Annotated in this window: 16 protein-coding genes; 11 read left to right on the top strand and 5 right to left on the bottom strand. The window is 41.9% G+C overall.

Annotated features, from left to right (window positions below; all coding sequences use genetic code 11):
* Window positions 1-12 precede the first annotated feature (12 nt).
* Together EAG18_RS02245 and EAG18_RS02240 are read left to right on the top strand one after the other, a co-directional pair.
* Complete coding sequence (locus EAG18_RS02245) at window positions 13-2,400, top strand: ABC transporter permease (RefSeq protein WP_125250787.1); 2,388 nt, start codon at window positions 13-15, stop codon at window positions 2,398-2,400.
* 154 nt (window positions 2,401-2,554) lie between these two features.
* The gene (locus EAG18_RS02240; protein ID WP_125250786.1) at window positions 2,555-2,875 is read left to right on the top strand and encodes a DUF6482 family protein; all 321 of its coding nucleotides are present in this window, start codon (window positions 2,555-2,557) and stop codon (window positions 2,873-2,875) included.
* A gap of 118 nt (window positions 2,876-2,993) precedes the next feature.
* On the opposite strand, the gene EAG18_RS02235 is transcribed toward EAG18_RS02240, so the two are convergent.
* On the bottom strand, window positions 2,994-4,877 hold the full coding sequence (locus EAG18_RS02235) for a PKD domain-containing protein (protein ID WP_125250785.1): 1,884 nt from the start codon (window positions 4,875-4,877) through the stop codon (window positions 2,994-2,996).
* A gap of 150 nt (window positions 4,878-5,027) precedes the next feature.
* Here EAG18_RS02235 and EAG18_RS02230 point away from each other — a divergent pair, with 150 nt between their 5' ends.
* From EAG18_RS02230 to EAG18_RS02210, 5 genes are all read left to right on the top strand, one after another.
* On the top strand, window positions 5,028-5,810 hold the full coding sequence (locus EAG18_RS02230; protein WP_125250784.1) for a DeoR family transcriptional regulator: 783 nt from the start codon (window positions 5,028-5,030) through the stop codon (window positions 5,808-5,810).
* A gap of 12 nt (window positions 5,811-5,822) precedes the next feature.
* Window positions 5,823-7,643: a glutamine--fructose-6-phosphate transaminase (isomerizing) gene (glmS, locus tag EAG18_RS02225; RefSeq protein ID WP_125250783.1), complete on the top strand. Its 1,821-nt coding sequence runs from the start codon at window positions 5,823-5,825 to the stop codon at window positions 7,641-7,643.
* Between the two features lie 278 nt (window positions 7,644-7,921).
* Window positions 7,922-8,494 carry a hypothetical protein gene (locus EAG18_RS02220; protein WP_125250782.1) on the top strand — a complete coding sequence of 191 codons (573 nt, stop codon included), beginning with the start codon at window positions 7,922-7,924 and terminating at the stop codon, window positions 8,492-8,494.
* A gap of 520 nt (window positions 8,495-9,014) precedes the next feature.
* The gene (locus EAG18_RS02215) at window positions 9,015-9,263 is read left to right on the top strand and encodes a hypothetical protein (protein ID WP_125250781.1); all 249 of its coding nucleotides are present in this window, start codon (window positions 9,015-9,017) and stop codon (window positions 9,261-9,263) included.
* A gap of 107 nt (window positions 9,264-9,370) precedes the next feature.
* Window positions 9,371-9,919, top strand: a complete 549-nt coding sequence (locus EAG18_RS02210) for a hypothetical protein (protein WP_125250780.1) — start codon at window positions 9,371-9,373, stop codon at window positions 9,917-9,919.
* Window positions 9,920-10,459: 540 nt separating this feature from the next.
* Here EAG18_RS02210 and EAG18_RS02205 read toward each other — a convergent pair.
* The 3 genes from EAG18_RS02205 to EAG18_RS02195 all read right to left on the bottom strand — a co-directional run bounded on the left by EAG18_RS02205 (window position 10,460) and on the right by EAG18_RS02195 (window position 12,557).
* Window positions 10,460-10,879, bottom strand: a complete 420-nt coding sequence (locus EAG18_RS02205; RefSeq protein WP_125250779.1) for a hypothetical protein — start codon at window positions 10,877-10,879, stop codon at window positions 10,460-10,462.
* A gap of 276 nt (window positions 10,880-11,155) precedes the next feature.
* Window positions 11,156-11,392, bottom strand: coding sequence for a hypothetical protein (locus EAG18_RS02200; RefSeq protein ID WP_125250778.1), 237 nt, complete (start codon window positions 11,390-11,392; stop codon window positions 11,156-11,158).
* A gap of 193 nt (window positions 11,393-11,585) precedes the next feature.
* Window positions 11,586-12,557, bottom strand: a complete 972-nt coding sequence (locus tag EAG18_RS02195) for a transposase (protein ID WP_125250777.1) — start codon at window positions 12,555-12,557, stop codon at window positions 11,586-11,588.
* Window positions 12,558-13,215: 658 nt separating this feature from the next.
* Between EAG18_RS02195 and EAG18_RS02190 the strand changes: the two genes are divergently transcribed.
* From EAG18_RS02190 to EAG18_RS02180, 3 genes are all read left to right on the top strand, one after another.
* Window positions 13,216-14,622, top strand: a complete 1,407-nt coding sequence (locus EAG18_RS02190; RefSeq protein WP_125250776.1) for an FtsK/SpoIIIE domain-containing protein — start codon at window positions 13,216-13,218, stop codon at window positions 14,620-14,622.
* Window positions 14,623-15,245: 623 nt separating this feature from the next.
* Complete coding sequence (locus EAG18_RS02185) at window positions 15,246-16,016, top strand: hypothetical protein (RefSeq protein ID WP_125250775.1); 771 nt, start codon at window positions 15,246-15,248, stop codon at window positions 16,014-16,016.
* A 120-nt stretch (window positions 16,017-16,136) separates the two neighbouring features.
* The gene (locus tag EAG18_RS02180; protein WP_125250774.1) at window positions 16,137-16,469 is read left to right on the top strand and encodes a hypothetical protein; all 333 of its coding nucleotides are present in this window, start codon (window positions 16,137-16,139) and stop codon (window positions 16,467-16,469) included.
* A gap of 142 nt (window positions 16,470-16,611) precedes the next feature.
* Here EAG18_RS02180 and EAG18_RS02170 read toward each other — a convergent pair whose 3' ends face one another.
* A complete protein-coding gene (locus EAG18_RS02170; protein WP_125250772.1) occupies window positions 16,612-18,069 on the bottom strand; it encodes a hypothetical protein in 1,458 nt (485 codons plus the stop codon).
* A gap of 347 nt (window positions 18,070-18,416) precedes the next feature.
* On the opposite strand from EAG18_RS02170, the gene EAG18_RS02165 reads away from it, so the two are divergent.
* Entirely contained in the window at window positions 18,417-19,718 is a 1,302-nt protein-coding gene (locus EAG18_RS02165) for a type VI secretion system ImpA family N-terminal domain-containing protein (protein WP_125250771.1), read from the top strand.
* Window positions 19,719-19,741 lie beyond the last annotated feature (23 nt).

Here is a 19,741-nt window from a genome sequence, read left to right as displayed (position 1 = left end):
TAAGGAAGAAAAATGATTATTGCCAATTTACACACTGCGTTGCGGGTTGCAAAAAAGCAAAAGTTACACTTTATACTCAATGTATTAGGGTTTTCTGTAGGGGTGTCTGCTGCACTCCTCATTTTACTTTACACTTTGCATGAGCTTTCTTTTGATACATTTCAGCCTAATGCCGAGCGGGTGGTTCGTGCCGAGGCCGACTTTTCGTCGTTGGGGCTCGGTACTGTGCCAACAATTAACTATCCGCGCTTGCTAGAAGCCAAAGATCTCACACAGGTTGAAGATATATTTGCGTTATTTAAAGCAAAAAATCATGATCCTGCATTGGGGTACGTAAGCGCTGGCGAAAATCAGTTTCAGCTTAATAATCTCTATGTTGCTTCAAGTAATATTTTAGATTTTATCGATCTCAAAGTGCTTGATGGTAATATCGAGCTTGCCTTGAGTACGCCAGAACAGCTGGTACTGAGCCGCTCAGAAGCGCTGCGCTTATTTGGCCGTGTTGACGTTGTTGGACAGCGCTTACATTATCAATATGGTGTATATACAGTGGCTGCGGTGTTTGAAGATCTTCCCCTAAACACCCATTTTGCTTTTGATAGCCTGATCCATTCCAAAAAAACGAGTGAAAACTTGTATATACACATGCACTATGTGTACTTGCGTCTAAATACGATGGTGGATATTGCCACTCTTGCAGACGAGATCACTGAATTGTTTGTGATGGAGGGGGAAAGGGGCATACTTTCTGTTAATTTAGCCCCACTTGCTGATCTACATTTATATCATGATGCCCTATCGGAGATGCGATCTGGCGGCAATCCACAAGCGATTATTGCCAGTATCATACTGAGTATCGCGCTTTTATGTGTAGCAGCTATCAATTTTATCAATCTCAGTATTGCGCAAAGTGGTAGCCGCATTAAAGAAGTGGGGATCAGAAAGTCTCTGGGCGCTTCTAGCGGCCAACTCTTTTGGCAGTTTCTTTGTGAGTATCTGCTAATTGCGATTGTCACTTGTATTATAGGTGCTGCGGTTATTGAGTTGAGCTTACCTTGGTTCAACTACCTTGTGGATAGAACGCTGCAATTTGCTTTTTTTAGCTGGCAAGGTGGTTTATTAATGCTGCTCTCTCTGAGCGTGAGCTTATTGGCTGGGATTTATCCTGCTTTGTATCTTTCTCGCTTGAGCCCTAAAGTAATGTTGCAAGGTGACACGTCTGCATCGGGAGGAGCTGTGTGGCTGCGTAAGGTTTTACTGGTGTCACAGTTTGTCATTGCAACAGCCCTGATTGTTGGTGCCATCACGTTGCCACAACAATTAAGCTTTTTGCAGACCTTGTCACCAGGATATGATGCTGAAAACCGCCTATATATCAGGGCGCTACCTAAAAACGAAGTGTTGTCAGGCCCTCATTCACCTTTGCTAGATGCAATTGAAAAGATAGCAGGGGTTAAACAAGTTGGTCCCCTAGATACGGACTTAACCCATGACATCCAATATAGTTTTAAACCCACCCTACCAAACGGCGAAGTATCTCCTGAGTCAATCGCGGGCATTGGAGTGGGGTTTAATGCGGTATCGCAACTGGGTTTGACCTTGGTAGCAGGCAGAGATTTTACCTCTCAATTTGCCTCAGATTGGTATGTGCGCAAAGACGGAGAGGCGTCTGTTAGTGTTATTGTCACCGAGTCTGTGACAAAACTAGCGGGGTTTGACACGCCCGATCAGATGATTGGGCAGTCTATGCAGCGTGGCACGATGACCATGACAGTTGTCGGGGTGGTGAAAGAGCTGCAAATAGGAAATGCAAAGCGAAACAAAACCATGGCTATGTTTTTGCCTGGCTACAGTTTAGTACCCACTGCTGCCATTGTGGTCGAAGTAGAAAAGTCGCAGCAACAGTATGTTACTCAGCAACTTACACAGTTGTTAGCATCAAGGCTGGGCATCTATGAGCCTGAAATTGAAGATATTGGCGCTAACTTTAGTGCAAATTTTAATGAAGATAGCCGTTTCATTCATATTATTCAGGTATTTAGTTTATTGGTTCTGGGGTTGGCAATGCTCGGTGTTGTTGGGCTAACTTCATTTACTATGCTAAAGCGACAAAAAGAAGTCGCAGTACGCAAAGTGCTAGGCGCATCACGAATTAGTATTGCGAACTTGTTGGCGAAGGAGTTTTTGTTATTGGTTGTGATTGGCATCTTGATTGCTTTTCCATTGGCATACTGGCTGGTAGGAGACTGGTTAGCAAACTTTAACGATCGCATTGAGCAAGCGCTGTGGGTATACGGCGTTGCTGCAATCTCGGTGGCCTTGGTTACTTGGCTGACGGTTGCGATACTTATCGTAAAAACGACCAGGACGCGACCTGCCTCAATCCTACGATATGAATAACAAGTAGGCAAAAATGAATTGGCGCATCAAAGCGCCAATTCACGCTGTTCCAAACCTATTACAGCATCCCATGTTATGAAGGAAAAACGCCAAAGGTGAACCAAATTTGTCAGTGAGCCGTTTAATTAATAGCCAGTTAAACGAGGAGAGCACTATGCTAGCTGCGACACTGAAAGAAAAAATTGCCAACAACGAATTACATGCCATTGTACTAAGCTATGCCGATTCAAATCACTACTTAGCTGGTGGTCAGGATGCCGATGGTAACTTGCACATTTTAATGTACGCTGAGGGCAAACTTACGCCATTTAATTCGCTTCGAGAAGCAGAAACAAAGCTGGCGGAGTTAGGTGCAACACAGGCATATCTCAGGGTGGAGTCAGCGTATGATGAAATTGGCCCTGAAGACTCTGCTGGAACACATATTAGCAATATGGAGCTGCGCCACTTAACTCCAAGTGCGGCTCCGATGTAATCGACCTTTGCTTAAAAACAACGAATTGTCTTGCTGCTTATTTGAGTGTTTAGGGTAATGAAAAGGCTTAAGTGCTCATGGTTGAACACGTAAGCCTAAAAATGGTAGTTTGGCAGTTTTACTCAACCGACAGCGTGACGACTTTAGTTGCAACTGCGGCAGATTTTTCATCTACAACGCTGAGTTTTACTTGGTGGTCGCCAGATACCGCTGGAGTGAAACGCAGTGTTTCATCGTGTACAGCAGTGCCTTCAATCACTTTCCCTGACGGCTCGGTGACCGTCCAAAAATAAGTCAAGTGTTGTGTGTGACTGTCGGCGTCAATGACTGCTGAGGTGAGCTGCACCTCAGTGCCTACTTTCAGCATCCCTTGAGCGTCCAGTGCGGCAATGGTTGGTGCACCATTTTGAACTGCACGAACTTGGATAAATGCAGAAATCTCAACATCGACCTTACCATCAGAAACAGTGCAGTTCAGTACATAATTACCCACTTCATTAAAGGTAATTGACGCGCGATTGTCACTGCCGTTAATTACCGCAGTGCTGCTTTCTGGCTTGGCTGAAAATGACCATTGGTAAGTGAGTGGATCACCGTCTTTATCTTCAGCTGAGATCTCAAATACTTTCGTTTGCCCTTCTAGTGCGACCGAAATTCTTGGGCTAATTGATACCGTAGGTTCATAATTTTCCGGAGTTGCTTTCACCATACCTGTGGCGGTGTCACTTAGCTCGCCGTTACTTACCGTCACAGCATAACGGTAGTAACCTTCTCCATGAGGTGTAAAGGTTACCGTGTCGGTATTTTCATTGCTAACAGAATAGGTTAACCCCGGCTCTCTTGGCTCAAATGTCCAAGCGTAAGTAAGCGGTCTGCCACTTGCGTCTGTGCTACGTTTAGCGCTGAGCTCAATAGCCTCGTTGATTTTGGTTGACTCTGGCGCATCAACGAATACCAGCGGTATGCGTGCTTCGCCATATTTTGCTGTTAATGTGTGGGTAGCTTCACTCACACGGCCATGCTCGTCTTTAAGACTGAAACGGATCTGATATTGCCCCGGTTTATCTAGTTGAGCAGAGGTAACAAAACCACTTGGTGTTGCCATTTTAGCTTGGCTACCGCTTGGTTTGCTGTCAAAACTCCAAAGCGGTGTTACCGCGCTCGGATATTGACTACCCTCGCTTTTAAGCTCAACAAAGTTTACCGACCCTAATATGACCTCTGTTGGGGCGGAAATAACAGCTTTAAGCTCTGGCCTGTCGTCATACACTTCTATCTGTTTGGTGACGGTTTCTGAGTAGGCTTTGCCGTCATGCACTGTTAAGCTAATCGTGAATACGCCATAGTCTCTTCCTGCAAAAACGGCATATTCCCCTTCTGGGTTGATAAGGTGAAAGTCTAGCGCACTGTTAGCGCTGCTCACTTGCCATTTATAAGAAAGGCGGTCGCCATCGGGATCTGAGCTGTCTTTCGCGCTTAGTGTGACTTGCTCACTTTTTACCGCGCGTTCTTTAAAAGGAGTAATTACCGCTGTTGGGGCGCGATTAGTGGGTTCAACAGGTTTATCAGTCACCTTGACTGACGCTTTAGCCGTTGACTCTTGTGAGTCAGACTTTATGGTCAGTTGAACCTCATAATTACCTGCTACATCGGCAACAAACTCGTTCAATAGACTGCTTTTATCAGCTATTTGTGCCGTACTGTTTTGCGGTTTTGCTGTGATTGACCATGCCACCGTGGCGTTAGCAGAAACCACGCTGCTGGTTCCTATTAGCTTAACCGTAGCGCCAGTATAAACCGACTGAATTGGGCTTATCTTTGCCTCAAGCTGGGTGTTATCTGTGTTGGAGTTATTGTTGTCGGTTGAGTTATCCGTACCAGTATTATTATTGCTATTACTGCTGTTATTGTTGTTAGCGGTAGCGCTTGAACCCCCTGAGCCGCCACATGCTGTTAATGTTGCGCCAAGGAATAAAGCTAATAATATTAATCGTTTGTTCATTTAAATGTCCCTTTATACAATCCAAGAGCAGAAAAATACACGGTTTTTTTTGTTTTATCTAGTTAAAATTTGTGCAGTGCAAAAATTAACTTGTTTACCCTAGAAAGTTTCGACTATAATCCGCATAAATTTCGAAACGAAACTTAATTGATGACAAAACGAAACACTCAACAGCGCAGACATACCATCCTTGCATGGGTAAATGAGTATGGTGAAGTCAGCGTAGAATCACTCGCGGCTGAGTTTGAAACATCAGAAGTTACGATTCGTAAGGATTTAACGGCACTAGAAAAAAGTGGCTTATTATTGCGCCGTTACGGCGGTGCTATTGCTCTCCCTAAAGAGATCACGGCGTCGGGTAAAGACGCGCAAGATTCAGCACGTAAAACAGCCATCGCTAAAGCCGCCGCAGCGCTTATTAAAGATCACAATCGCATTATTATTGATAGTGGCAGAACCACTGAAACCGTGATCCCAGAGCTTGCGCAAAAGCGTGGTTTAGTTGTCATGACGAATGCGATGAATATTGCCAACCGCTTGTTATCGCTTGAAAATGAGCCAACTTTATTGATGACCGGCGGGACATGGGATCCACATTCTGAATCATTTCAGGGGCAAGTTGCTGAACAAGTACTACAATCCTATGACTTTGATCAGCTTTTTATTGGTGCCGATGGCATTGATGTAGAGCGTGGCACTACGACCTTTAACGAGTTAATCGGGCTTAGCCGGGTAATGGCCAAATCTGCCCGTGAAGTCATTGTGATGGTCGAGTCTGACAAGATAGGCCGTAAAATTCCGAATTTAGAAATACCTTGGGCACAGATCACCACTTTGATCACCGACAACAACTTGGCAGATGACCTTCGCCAAGCGATCAAAGCACGTGGCATACAGCTTATCTGTGCTGAATTACACACAACGTGCAAATAAAATGGAGAGATTATGTGTGGAATCGTAGGCGCCGTTGCTGAGCGTCCAGTAAACAAAATTCTTATCGAAGGCCTAAAGCGCCTTGAATATCGTGGTTATGACTCTGCGGGTGTTGCACTTTGCGAAGGTGGCGCGCTAAATAGTGTAAAAGCGGTAGGTAAAGTAGTAAACCTAGAGTCAGCCCTTGAAAACGCTGAAGTAAAAGGTACTACCGGTATCGCGCACACGCGCTGGGCAACTCACGGTGGCGTAACTGAGGCTAACGCGCATCCGCATATCTCTAACAGCGAAATCGCATTGGTGCACAACGGCATTATTGAAAATCACGAAGGCTTACGTAGTGCACTCAAAGAAGATGGCTATGAGTTTTTGTCTGACACTGACACCGAAGTAATGGTGCACCTCATCCATCAGCTTAGACAACAGCACACTACATTACTTGCTGCTGTGCAAGCCGCGGTAAAACAGCTTGAAGGTGCATACGGTACGGTATTATTTGATAAAGCCAATCAAGATGAAATCATCGTGGCACGCTCAGGCAGCCCACTGGTGATCGGCCTCGGTCTTGGCGAAAACTTTATCGCCTCTGATCAGCTCGCGCTATTACCAGTAACCCGCAGCTTTATCTTCCTAGAAGAAGGCGATGTAGCACGCATTACTCGCGAAACGGTAGAAATCTTCGACATAAACGGCAACCCTGTAGAGCGCGAAGTGGTTGAGTCTAACATCACGCAAGATGCGTCGGGCAAAGGTGAATATCGCCACTACATGCTAAAAGAAATCTACGAGCAGCCAATGGCCGTACGTAATACACTTGAAGGCCGCTTAGATAACGATCGCGTTAGTATCGACGCATTTGGCGACAAAGCTAATGAAATTTTTAAAGATGTAAAGCACGTACAGATCATCGCATGTGGTACGTCTTACCACTCAGGCATGGTGGCGCGCTACTGGCTAGAGCAATTTGCAGGCGTAAGCTGTAACGTTGAAATTGCCTCAGAGTTTCGCTACCGCGACTCATTCGTTCACGAAAACAGCCTGTTGGTAACCATTTCACAATCGGGTGAAACTGCAGACACGCTTGCGGCACTGCGTCTTGCCAAAGAGCAAGGCTATATGGCGTCAATGACCATCTGTAACGTACCAGGCTCATCGCTAGTACGTGAGTCAGATCTTGCCTTTATGACCAAAGCAGGCGCTGAAATTGGGGTGGCATCAACTAAAGCATTTACGACTCAACTAGTTGGCTTATTGATGCTAACTGCGTCAATCGCGCAGGAAAAAGGCCGTGATCAAAGCGCAATCGTCAACGCCATCAAAACCCTGCCAACCAAGCTTGAAGAAACCCTAACGATGGCCGATGGTATTGAACTTCTTGCAGAAGAATTTGCCGACAAACATCACTCATTGTTCCTTGGCCGTGGTTCACAATACCCAATCGCAATGGAAGGTGCGCTTAAGCTTAAAGAGATCTCCTACATCCACGCAGAAGCCTATGCAGCAGGCGAGTTAAAACACGGGCCGCTCGCGCTTATCGACGCAGATATGCCAATCATCGTCGTTGCACCAAACAACGAGCTGCTTGAAAAGCTCAAATCAAACGTTGAAGAAGTACGCGCACGCGGCGGCATCATCTATGTATTTGCAGACAAAGACTCAAACTTTGCCTCAGACGACACCATGCGAGTAATGAACGTCAATCACGTAGAAAATATCATCGCTCCAGTGGTTTACACCATCCCATTACAGCTACTTTCGTACTATGTAGCCGTGATCAAAGGCACCGATGTTGACCAACCGAGAAATCTCGCCAAGAGTGTAACGGTAGAATAAGAAAAGGCGCGCAAGTGCCTTTTTTGTGGGTGAACAATAAAGATTCTAAGTATTAGAGTATCATACTAGAATGGCAGCGATCATAGTCGATACGCTGCCATTCTTAAATCGAAAATGCCCCAAAACATGCTTATGTGAATGCCTCAAAAAAGCGAACAACGGACATTAAAAAATTATTTTTCAGTACTGATTTTGTGTCTAGTTGCTATGAACTTCTCCTATTCAGGAAAGCGACCTATTATTGGTCGATATTAAATTGTTATATGACTAAGGAAAGTATGTGTAAATTTTTAATTTTGATGGTATTTTTAGCTTCTCGCTTGGCTTATGCCGACTCTGACCCTTGCGAGTCAAATCAGTACCCTGTTAAATGGAAGTCTGATTTAAGCCATCCCGTATCTTATGAGCTACCTGCAATTTTCTATAAAACTAACAACTCAAAAGTTATTGTCTCTGTTTCAAAGGCGATAAATTTTGTTGAAGGTAATATGGCAACTAATAAACCTTATTTGAAAAACGCCAAAGAATACATAATTAATAGCTTGGCTGGCTTACCGAAAAACAAACTTGTGGATCATTCAAACCTTTTGATCGTGACAGAAGGATTGAAAGGGCAAGAGTTAAATAAAGCAATTCATGTGATGGCGGGTTATCAAGGGTTATTCGAAGGCTTATTGTTAAACAATGAAGCATCAGTAAGTATTAATGAAAAACTAATTGCCTCATCTAATACTGCGTATATGATTGGTAGAGATCCAGCACCTCTTCATGGTTTGGATTATGTGCACAAGCTTATTGTTTCCAACTCTAATGACATAGTATTTTCTAAATGTTGGCTAGACAGCAAATAACCATATAACAAGCGCATTAATGAATGGAAGTCTAAAGCTTGGCTGCGCTCATTCCTCGCTAATCTTAGCCTGTCATTTTGCGCCGTTTACGGCAAGCGTTGGTGCACATTTAGAATGTGGCGTGTGATTATAATATTGATGCTTCTATCAGGTTGTTCGGCTAAACCGGTAAATGGATGTACTTTCGATTTGAATCATTTGGAGGAAATAAACAGCACCCCTGAAACTTTAAACTCTAAATATAAAACTGATATCGATTCTTGGTATAAAAATCAAGACGGAGACCTGTTTTACTGTAAACGGTTTATTGGTAACAATGTTTGTGGAAATGAGTTCGAAATACACTTTAAACAAGCTAATGGCTCTTATCAATCAGACGAAGTTATCTGCATGCAATAGTGTAACTAACAAAGCAAATTAAAAGTGCTGACAAAAATAGTTGGCTTTGTTCGTACCTCACAAATTTTAGCTAGCTAATTTTTGCCATTTATTTGCAGAGTTATATGCCAAAAGGGTTCTGATGCTAGCTTTAGAAAAAGCAGAACAAGTTTTTATACATGCTTCACCAGAAAAGTGTCGCTGGTTAGCATCTCGGTTAGAGGTTATTGCAGCGCAAGCCGAAAAAACTGGAAATGCACATGATCATCTAATGACAGAAGAGCGGGGAGGTAGTGAGTTAACCAATGAGTTAATTGGTAACCCCAAGTCTCGAGAAATTATTAATCACCTTGTTATTTATGGTCATAAAATAGATACAACAGGCATATAACAAATTAAATTAAAAAGGGCGGACACAAAAAGCTTGGCTGTGCTCGTTGCTCGCAAATTTTAGTCAAGCATTTATGCGGCTAACAGTGAGGCGCTAGGATTTTCTTTATGATTAAAACGCTACGTATGAGTATTTTATCTCTTCTATTTGTACCTCTCATTTCATTAGCTAACGGGTTAAAAATGCAAGATATGAAAACAGTCAACTATCGAGATGCCGTTTCATTTCAAATCCCCGCGAACTGGAAAGTTGAGGACGAACTAGGCGTCCAGGGTACATTTTATGAAGACTTACCTGATACTGGAACTTTGAGGATTAGCGTATTTGAATTTGCCAGCAATTCTGAGGACGAAAGAAATACAAAAATAAAAGATACTCTACTTCCTGGCACTGTTGAAACACTAGCAAAGGGTGTATATCTAAAGAGGGCAACATTACTAGGTGAAGAAGAGGGTGAAAAGCTTTCGTTATACAGATGGTTGGTAGCATTGGCATTACCAGAAAATCTATTTAGGGTCGTCATATTTACCCACACGATTGTTAAAGGACAAGAATCAGATCCCAAAATAAAACGAGAGTTAGATTTGATAGATGCGTCTGTTAGAAATGCTCATTACAGTTACAGTACTAAATTAGAGTTTGTTGACACACCGTGAAAATCCTAACAAGTAAGTGACTGAACTGAGGCTATCAGAGCAAGTCATGCCTCTGCTTTCGCAACTGCACGCTGTACTCAGCAAACTCGTTACTCAGGGGGAGATGTACTGAGTGGCTATCGTAAATCGGCGTACATTTGCTACAGTATTGTCTACGTTCTCAGCTCTTGTTTTAGCCGCGTTGATTGCGGTTATATTATGAGGTGCTACAGCTTTTTGGAGTGCTTCTCTTGTGAGAGAACAAACAACCCTGACATCTGTTCACCACGGTTATGGTAGTTTCGACTTAGAATTGTACAAATTTGCTCATTATTTGTATCAAAAGAGCTTCTAAAATAAAGTTTCTGTTTGGCTTCGCCCATATTGCTGGGCGACACCTTTGTGACTTAGGAATAAAATATGGAGCTACATTTTTATCCCTAAGTATTAAAGGTCTACATATTGTCAGAATGACCAGTGACTGACCAGTTCAGTGTATTCAGAGTCTCGATCAAACTAGCAAGTTTTTGCTCGACTCTGAGTCGCTTTGTAAGGTCTAGACTAAAATGCTTTACCACCATTTATGGTTACTGATTGCCATTTATTTTTTGAAACTACATCAGAAATCACCGCTCTAGCAACAAGAAAACCATCGGTTACTGAAGAATCTATAGCTCTTCCCGTAATGGAGCCAAAGCCCATAAAGTTAGAAGCTGAAGCTGGAACACACATTTGGATAGTATTTTGAGCCGATAAAGTAAACTCTGTATTTACAGCTCCCTCACCAGTAATGCTACCTGTATACAAACTACCATCTTGCTTATATAGCTTCACCGTTACACCGACATCGCTAGATGATATATTACTGATGTTAATACAAGTATGTACATAATTATGCTGTCTCCATTCAGGGATAAGGGCGCTACCTGCGTTAGCGTAAAATGAAGACAGTAAGAGTAATGCGATAAGTGCACTTTTCATTATTTTTCCTTAAAAGGTTTGTGGTACGACGAGATCTTTCTAAGCAACTCATTAGCTCTTAAACCCCAGAGCGGGATAAAAATTTAAAAACTAGGAGCTATAACACTGTTCCAAGGTCAGATATTTCGACCAAAAAAAGAGTAGCTTATAAAGGAACAGTCATGAATAAGTTAGCTGAGCTATTTGCTAATGTCGATGATTTTTTAGTTTTTTCGAAGTTGTACGTCTACTATTTTTATTCGCTTCGATTAAACGAAACTTAGGCTGGTGTATTGATTATTTCTCATGAGCATTTAGCTCAGCCACATATCGGTGGTAGCCGTTTTCTTCTAGTGCTTCGATTATACCACTATCGGTTATCACCCCTTCGGCTCTTAAGCGTACTATCATTTCATGGTGTTCTTCGAAATTGTCGTAACTAAACCAATGACTCGCATGATGGTCTTTTAAGGGAGAAAAATAAGCGGAAAAATAAGAGCGGAAAAATAAGTGACACCCATCACAATTAATCACAATTAGCATCCAAACTGAGGTAGTGAAGTAAAAAAGTATGTAAACACCTCAATCACTGGGTACAAAAACGTTTTTCGGTAGGCCAATTTTTAGCGCCCAAGCGTATCTCTACACTAAAACTGGGTTATCGCGCACGGCAACGCGCTGCAAATACAGCAGTAAGAAAATTCTAGMRTTGAGAATGTGARTTTTGCTAAGCCAACAAGCGCTCGCAGTTTGTKAGGTTTGTCCGCCGTCGCTTTTGCAGTGTTTCACAGTAGGTGGTTACTGTTCGCTCTCGACCAACTGCACCGTGAAATACCTGAGAAAACTGCGTAGTGAGTTTTATCCAGTTCTCAGGTTCTATATTGAGTCGAGTGAGTATGGGCTGAGATTCAAAGATATAGCCTCGCTTGTCGTCTCGAATACAACGGCCTGTGAGTTCAACCAATTCAATATAGGATTTGAGTTCAAAAGGCAGGCCTTTTGGCATATGTTTTCGTGGGCTGCCCACAAAGCGTAGTAGGTTTTTTGGTTGCTTTCCCAGCTTAGCGTGGTCGATGCGTTTTTTGATGCTGGCGTAGTCTGAGGTTTCAGGCGTTGCGGCGGTGTTGGATCTAATTGGGTTTAGGTCTACGTATGCGAGACAAGCAGCCAGCGCTGCTTCATCCAGTAATGCTTGGGATTTAAACCGTCCTTCCCAAAACCGACCTGTGCAATTATCTTCTTTATTTGCTCGGCGGGCGATGTCTTCGTTAAGTACTCGCATAAACCAGCTAATATCGGCCAGCCTTTCCCTGTACTTATCAACCAGCTCATCTAATATCAACTGCTCCGACTCATTGAGTGGCTCACCTTCAGTAAATTTTTGGCTTATCCAATTACCTTTAAATAACTTGTGCCATCGTATCACTATCGCTTCATCGGACAGACGTTTCGCCTTGTTGTCATCAACATATAAAACAATGTGAGTATGATTACTCATCACGGCATAAGCACAAACATCAATGCAAAATATGGAAGCCAACATCAATAGCGTTTCTTCAACCCAATCCCGGCGGTGCTCGTATGATTTTCCGGTGAATTTATCTTCACCACACAGAAAAGCACGCCTGACGCAACGGGAAATACAGTGATAATATTTGGTATCGGTTAAACTGATTTGTTTTTTACGGGCAGTTGCCATAGTTTGTTTTTCTCAATCCATTGAGTGCAGGATTAAAGCTTAGGCGGTATATTTAGAGGGGGCAAATTAGTGGTGGGTGTCAGCGACTTGCTGCAGCATACCCGAGCGCGCTATTAACGCGAGCAGCGACGTTTGAAAGGCTTGCTACTCATGCCCGAGACGAAGGGCGAAAACAAGAAGCGATAACGTTTTATCAGCTAGGTTTACACTTCAACCCTGATAACGAGACTCTCCTAGCAGGGCTGAGTGCACTGAAAGTGAACAAACAACACTAGAGCAAACAGCGCTGACACCCATTGTTATTAGCGGTGGGTGTTATTAGTTTCAGTATTGGTTTCTCCCTGGCGCTAATTAGTTTTCAGCTTAAGTCCTTACAACTTGTATGTATCCTTTGTTTGCTTTTTTATTTTTTCGATATCTGAATCTCCCAGAGTCGTTTTCTTCTCCTTTTTTGCCGCGAAAAGCTTAAAAGGCAGGCTGATAATTAACCATGCGAGTTTAAACGTGGAGAGAACAAACAAAATTGCAATTTGATTGAGCTTTGTAAACATAATAATCCTTTTACCAAGAGTGAAATACATTGTTAACATTTGCATTGCTTTAATGTTACGTTTAATTATAATTCAAGTTTACTTTTTAAGCAAAGGAGTTGTGAAAAATGAGCTACGATAAACAATTTGATAGTGCAGCAAAGTTAGTTTTTTACCTTATATTACTGCCTTTCAAAATTATTGGATGGCTTATCAGTTTTTTCATGAAGCAAAAACAAGACGAAGTTTTTCGCAGTTACTATTCTATTCTTAATGAAATCAAAGCAATAGAGCCCGAGTTGAACGCATGTCATGATATTCAAAGCATCGAGGGACAATGGGAGCACTTTAAGTCATTAACTGAACGTTTTGATGTAGTCGCTGCACAAGTTCGCCATATGGTAACAGTTGTTGAGTTTAATAAGGAGTACAATGAGGCAATTGACTTAATTAGATACATCGACGATGTATTCGCACAAAAAAAGTTAAAAATACTATGTAATTCAGAATCAAAGTATGATAGAGCAAATGTAATGGCGGTTGCTTTTGAGTTAAAAGATACTCAGGGAGATTATATTAATGTCGAGTATGTAGAAAACGAGCAGTTGCTTTATCTGAGCTCTGGCCACGGTACTATCGACTCATCAAGAATAGCCGCACGCCTCAAAGATATTTCTAATTATATTGATATGGAATTAACACGTTTAGACACTTTTGCCAAGGGATTAGTACTACATAATGGTACTTTTGTGGATCCAAAAAATATCATCCCTGAATTCGTGTCTAGCGAGGATATTGAGTTGACTTCAGGGGAGGTTATCTACGGTATTAGTAATGGCTCCAATATAGTTGGGCATAGTATCCAAGAAATGACCCACATACTAACTGTCGGCCAATCTGGGTCAGGTAAGACTGAATTTATACGCTGGCTTCTTTATCAATTTCTCACTGTAAACAGACCATATATCGATTGCATCAATATAATCGACTTAAAGATGGGTGCTGGGTTTAACTGTTTTAAAAATTCTGAAAAAGTCAGCTTAGCAATTGATAAAGAACAAACTTTACAATTGCTCAAAGACTTAATAGACACCATGAACTCTAGACTCAAACAAGTCATTGACCAAGGACTTGATGCTTGGAATGGCCCTTTGAATATTTTAATAATTGATGAATATGCAGATATTAAACTTGGTTTTAATGACTCTGCCGAAGCCTCCAAATTGCTCGATCAATTATCAATGAAGTCAAGGGCTGCTGGTATTCGAATTATCGCAGGCTTGCAACGGGCTGACCAAAAAACAATGTCTCAGCAATTTAAACATAATCTTACATCACAGTTTGTCTTTAAAAGCCGAGATATGGGTTCAGCAGAACTTGCATTTGGCACATTGCATGAAATAGAAGAACTGGGCTGGCATCCAAAAGATCTCAATAGAGGAAGGTGCATTGCAGATATAGAAGGAGCTGACTCCCTAGTCAAAATTCAGGTACCTCTGTTAAATAAGGGGTTAATAATAAAAAACGAATGTTGACAAATAAAAGTCTGCGTGTAACATTTGGTTAACCCGATGTGGGAAGAGTAACTCAATGAAAGTTCAATCCAATGGGACGTACTCTAAAGTTATTGGCATTAATCCTTCACATAATTAAGTTATTGATTGATATTGCTAAGAATTTATGGGAAGTAGCAAAAGATTTAATCTAGTTGCTTAATCTTCTTACTTGGGTGTTTTTAGAGCACTTGGGTAGGGACCTGCTCATTTCACCGAGTCGCATCGATAAAAGCTCGCTGCGCCTTGGTGGAGTGTAAGGTTTCCTCCCAAGTGAACTAGAATGGGCTTTGTTCAAAGCAAAAAGTTTCTTTCAAGAGTTTGGTAAGGCTAGTAATAACACTGATACCCTCTATTATTTATTCGCTTCAATTAAACCAAACGTATGCTGGTGGGTTCTTTTTCACCTATTGATTATTTCTCATAAACATTCAGCTCAGCTACATATCGGTGGTAGCCGTTTTCTTTTAGTGCCTCGATTATATCGGCAACGGGAAATGCTGCGCCGTGCGGTAATGGTGTCTGCATGTACTTGCTCAAATTCCTCTAAACGACCCAATATGTCAATATAAAATTGTTATAAATCAAAAGGAAGTATGTCTTAAATGTGGAATCCATTCTCGATATTAAGTTTTTTTTATACAATAGCGAAAGACGCACCAGACCCAATAAATGTACAATTTGAGCAACCTTCTCCAAATTTGTTGCCTAGTGAACTGAGAAAAAAAGCAAAAGTGGATGGTTTTTACGTATCTCAGTTATGGATTGAAAACCTTTCGAAGCGTGTACTCGAAAATGTCAGAATAAATCTAACTTCTCCTCTAGAGTACGCACCAATAGTAAGAACAAACAAGCGGCATGGTGAAGTAGAGTTCAGTTATGACAAGTCAAAAATGGAATTGCTCATTACAAGGCTAGACCCTTCTGAATCGTTGAAACTTTCATTCTTTCCTGAATTGGATCAAATTTTAAACTTTGATGAACCACAAATCATTATCGAAGGTCAAGAGCTTAGCAAGCTTATGGTGCAACTAGGCTTTTATAAGAAATATCCATCAATATTATCAATTTATATTTTTACCATTTTTATTTCAATTTTTACCCTTTGTGCCATTAGCTTTTCTGGTTATCTTGCACTTAGAGATAACGCGTACTTCTTTCCTAACTCTGAATATGCGGTATTACGACAAGCTCAAGAAAGGCTCTCAAAATATGGTTGCCCTTTAATAGTTAGAGATAACACTGACGAATTAAAAGAAAAATTACAATCAGGTCCTCCGTATCATTTACCAACGATAATGGAAGCAAATGGTGTGATTACTGAAAGAGAGCTGTGGAAAAAAGAAACTATTGCATTTATTGAATGTAGGAATTGATTTATAACAAACGCATCAACGCATGGACTAATAAGGTTTGGCTTAGTTCGTGTCTTACTAAATATAGCCAAGCTTAATCCGCCCATTATGCGGGCGTTATATTGCAACAGGAAATATTGTATGGAACTCGAAACATTTATAAAAGAAACACTAACCCAAATATATCGTGGTGTTGAAAGCGCTAATACTGAGCTTGAACCGTCAAGAACAAAAGAAGATGGCTCACCGTTACCAAAAATGTTCCTTTTGCAACCTGGCGCTAAAAAAGACTCAGGTAGCGGAGTATTTTTTGATGTTGCAGTCACAGTAAAAAGTAATAGTAATGCTGGAGCTAGCACAAAAGCATCCTTGTTGTCAGTTGTTGAGATTAATGTTGATGGCAAACAACAAGGCTCGTCGGAGCAGGTGTCACGAATAAGCTTTGCAGTAAATACAAATCAATGGCATGGCTAATTGCAATATATCAAGTCAAACGGATTCACTTTGTTCGCTGGGGCGCATACACGCAGGGTTGCTTCGCAATTATGCCTTTCGTGCCTGCGCCCGTTATTGAAAAGTTATGTGTAAGGCAAAGCATAGAGTTTAATGATAGTCTTTATTCAGCGGGGACAATCTCCCACTCGGTGACATCTAGATGTGTTTCAGTTGCTTTGCACAACGCCGACCAAATTGTCACAAAATGCACCTTTTGAATATCGCTGCCACTGTGCATGATGCTGTTGGAAATTGCTTCTGTGCTCGGGGGCGCATAAAGTCTAGGATGCGAGTCTTTATACTTTTTGTAGGCCCAACTATTTTGACCAAAGGTATCTTTTAACTGTTGCTTGCGTCGAGTGATTTGGTCATTTTTATCTTGTATTTCTTGATAAGTTTGTTCAGCCTCTGGGCGTTTGACTATGGTGGTTTTAGAAATCAGGTTAGGCAAAGACACATTGGCCTGCGTGGCCATTTGCGTAAAGCCGTCTTGCATCTCTCTAAGGCGCTTGTTCCCTGTCGATACCCTTTGTGAGCGTATGGTACTTGGCCAAACATTATCTAGCCTTAGCTTTGCCATGGTGGAGTTGCTATGCACACCAAAATACTCGTCGGGCAGCCCAAGCATATGCCCAAATTCATGCGTCATCACAATGTATTTATGCGGTACGGTGCGATCGACGTTATGCGGAGTGCGAATAACAATAAGTACGCCACCATCTTGACCAGACACCGTGTGGTTACGATCGCGAGTTTTTAAAAAGGTCACTGCGTCTTTTGCCCACTGCTGAGACGTGTTGGCCACAATAGCGAAGTTGTCGCCGACAATGCGCTGGTTAATATAGTTGGCAACTGAATTTGCTCGGCGTGATTCTAAATTGTATGTAAAGGTGCTGTCATTTTTGCCTTTCAGGCCAATAATGTACGCTTTAATACCAAGTACATCTGGGGTTCTACGTGCTCTTACGACCGTTAAAAAACGGTCTAAATAGCTTTTCATACCACTGGTTAGAATGTGTTGATCCGATGAAAAAGTAATATAGTCACCATCACCGGCAGGCAGCAAGCTTCTCAATCCTGAGCGCAGTAACCCCTCTTTGTAGTTGAAAATCCGCTCTTGGTTTTTGGTGGTGTCAATTTCATTGGCGAAATTGTTTACGCCGCAAACATGAGGAACCATACCATGATTAATACCACCACTAGATTTATACCGTGCAAGCTTTTTCACCTCGACAATATACCGGCAGTACGCTGGGTTGTTCACTTCTGCAATGACAAAGTTAATGTCCATCACAAACTCTTCCCAGTTTTGTTTAGTGCAGCGGATTTTATAATTGTTTGCCCACTTTTCTAAAATGACGCGCCGGGCATTGCGTTTAAATTCATTCTTTTCATTCATGGACCAAGAGAGTTGATCTTCGGTGTTGTCGATAAACCGATAAAAGATTTTGACAATCACGGTGATTTTCTTTTTGTGTGGTTCCACTTTGAGATCAAACTTACCGATTTTTGTGGCAGGCACAAAGTCTTTAACAACTAAGTTGCCTCTAATGCCATCCCTGATGAAATTGTCTTTCATTTAAACCTCTTTGTATGACGCCAATTGGCGCAACTATAGTGGAATGTAAAAGTTGAATCAAAGTTAAAAAACTATAATTAAAGTGTTTTTTAGGTTTTTTTGAAAAACAGCAAAAAGTCTGACTAAATTCATTTTTTGTCCATAGTTACTTGATATTTTCTCGTCATTTAGGGCTGTTCACGTTTGTATTTATAGCGAAAAATAATGGTTTTTTCTCTGCGTATTAACGGTTTTATGATCTAACCCTATAATTTAACAAGGTATTAATATCTTGACTTTGGATCATTCTGCTCCACAATGGAATGAAGAATAAATAATAACGCGTATAGGGTTGAAATTAGCCGCCTATGTTACTTTTTTCTCCGAGTACTGAGCTTGATGCCGGTGTATTTCTTAAAGAAGAGCGGACTAAGTTTCGGGAACTACGTAATTTACTCAACGTCGCACAGTCCAGCCTGCGTAAGTTGTTAGAAACGCCTACCTCGGCTCAAGATCAAGTGCTTCAGCGCCAAAACGCTGATGATTGGTATCAGTTGCAGCAAAGTGCAGGTGAAACGCTTAAAAATGATTCTCGTGACATCGAAGTATTTGTATGGTGGCTTGCTTCACTGGCGTACAAAAAAGATGACTTATCTTTATTTAATAAAGGGTTAGGCGATTTTTTGTTTGCACTTAAGCAACTTGGAGAATCTATTCATCCAAGGCTTCCTGAAAAGAAAGTTGCCAAGCTGGATGCCACAGAGGCTGCACAAAAGCATTGTGATAACCAAACCAAACCGCTTGAGCAGCTAACAGGCGACAGTCCAAATTCTGGCTTGTTAAACGTACCATTGATGCACTATCCGTTGTTAGATGAATACACCTTTGGTGATTACTTGCTGGCGCAAAAAGATGGCAGTCTTGAGGCGAAAAAAGCGGAATTTGCAGCCACGCTGCAGTCGCGAAAAGGCGAGTTGAGTGAGCGCTTTAATCTGTTGAGCGAGATTGAAAGCAAGCTTAAAGACGTTGATTTATTCATCAATGGTTATCGCAACAAACATGGCTTGGCGTTGCTTGGCTTTCGCTTTATACGCGATACGATCAAGCAAATAAAGTTGATGTATCAGTACTTTTTTCCTGATGTTGAGCAGCAAGAGTCAGCAATCACTGAGGAAGTACAGTCAGCAGAGCCTGTTGTCGCTACGCCAAATGAAACCGCCAAGAGCGCGCCACAGGCCACCTATCAAGCACCGCAAGCCGCTGTAGTTGCCACGCAGCCAGTTGTCGCAAAAGCTGTGTATACACGCGAACATGCGCTGGAAGAATTAAATAGAATTGCGGTTTTTTTCAAAAAGACCGAGCCACACAGTCCTATTCCTTACTTGCTTGCAAGAGCAATTCGGTGGGGAAATATGTCGTTCTCCGACTTAATGGGAGAGTTAATCGCCAAAGACTCACCAGCACTTGCAGAAATCAGCAAGCTGACGGGCGTAGACAATGACTTAGGTGAATTATTGTCGGAAGAGAGTATAGCAGTATCTAATCCGACTCCTGCGGTTGTTGAACCAGTTGTGCCAGAGCCGGTGCAACCCGTGCAAACAAACGTTGAACCAGAGCCTGAAGTAAAGTCTGCAACAGATAGCAGCGCGACATCAGGACCACTTTGGTAGCGAAGAGTCCTGAACTTATGGTT

The organism is Pseudoalteromonas sp. J010 (assembly GCF_003934235.1).
GTDB classification, from domain to species: Bacteria; Pseudomonadota; Gammaproteobacteria; order Enterobacterales; family Alteromonadaceae; genus Pseudoalteromonas; species Pseudoalteromonas peptidolytica.
Note: the sequence above shows the minus strand (reverse complement) of the source record. Positions and strands in the feature narration are given on the sequence as shown.

What these genes read in the sequence shown, in the direction of transcription:
- EAG18_RS02245 (WP_125250787.1), top strand. Translation starts at nt 13, where the DNA reads ATGATTATTGCCAATTTACACACTGCGTTGCGGGTTGCAAAAAAGCAA.
- EAG18_RS02240 (WP_125250786.1), top strand. Translation starts at nt 2,555, where the DNA reads ATGCTAGCTGCGACACTGAAAGAAAAAATTGCCAACAACGAATTACAT.
- EAG18_RS02235 (WP_125250785.1), bottom strand. Translation starts at nt 4,877, where the DNA reads ATGAACAAACGATTAATATTATTAGCTTTATTCCTTGGCGCAACATTA.
- EAG18_RS02230 (WP_125250784.1), top strand. Translation starts at nt 5,028, where the DNA reads ATGACAAAACGAAACACTCAACAGCGCAGACATACCATCCTTGCATGG.
- glmS (WP_125250783.1), top strand. Translation starts at nt 5,823, where the DNA reads ATGTGTGGAATCGTAGGCGCCGTTGCTGAGCGTCCAGTAAACAAAATT.
- EAG18_RS02220 (WP_125250782.1), top strand. Translation starts at nt 7,922, where the DNA reads ATGTGTAAATTTTTAATTTTGATGGTATTTTTAGCTTCTCGCTTGGCT.
- EAG18_RS02215 (WP_125250781.1), top strand. Translation starts at nt 9,015, where the DNA reads ATGCTAGCTTTAGAAAAAGCAGAACAAGTTTTTATACATGCTTCACCA.
- EAG18_RS02210 (WP_125250780.1), top strand. Translation starts at nt 9,371, where the DNA reads ATGATTAAAACGCTACGTATGAGTATTTTATCTCTTCTATTTGTACCT.
- EAG18_RS02205 (WP_125250779.1), bottom strand. Translation starts at nt 10,879, where the DNA reads ATGAAAAGTGCACTTATCGCATTACTCTTACTGTCTTCATTTTACGCT.
- EAG18_RS02190 (WP_125250776.1), top strand. Translation starts at nt 13,216, where the DNA reads ATGAGCTACGATAAACAATTTGATAGTGCAGCAAAGTTAGTTTTTTAC.
- EAG18_RS02185 (WP_125250775.1), top strand. Translation starts at nt 15,246, where the DNA reads ATGTGGAATCCATTCTCGATATTAAGTTTTTTTTATACAATAGCGAAA.
- EAG18_RS02180 (WP_125250774.1), top strand. Translation starts at nt 16,137, where the DNA reads ATGGAACTCGAAACATTTATAAAAGAAACACTAACCCAAATATATCGT.
- EAG18_RS02170 (WP_125250772.1), bottom strand. Translation starts at nt 18,069, where the DNA reads ATGAAAGACAATTTCATCAGGGATGGCATTAGAGGCAACTTAGTTGTT.
- EAG18_RS02165 (WP_125250771.1), top strand. Translation starts at nt 18,417, where the DNA reads ATGTTACTTTTTTCTCCGAGTACTGAGCTTGATGCCGGTGTATTTCTT.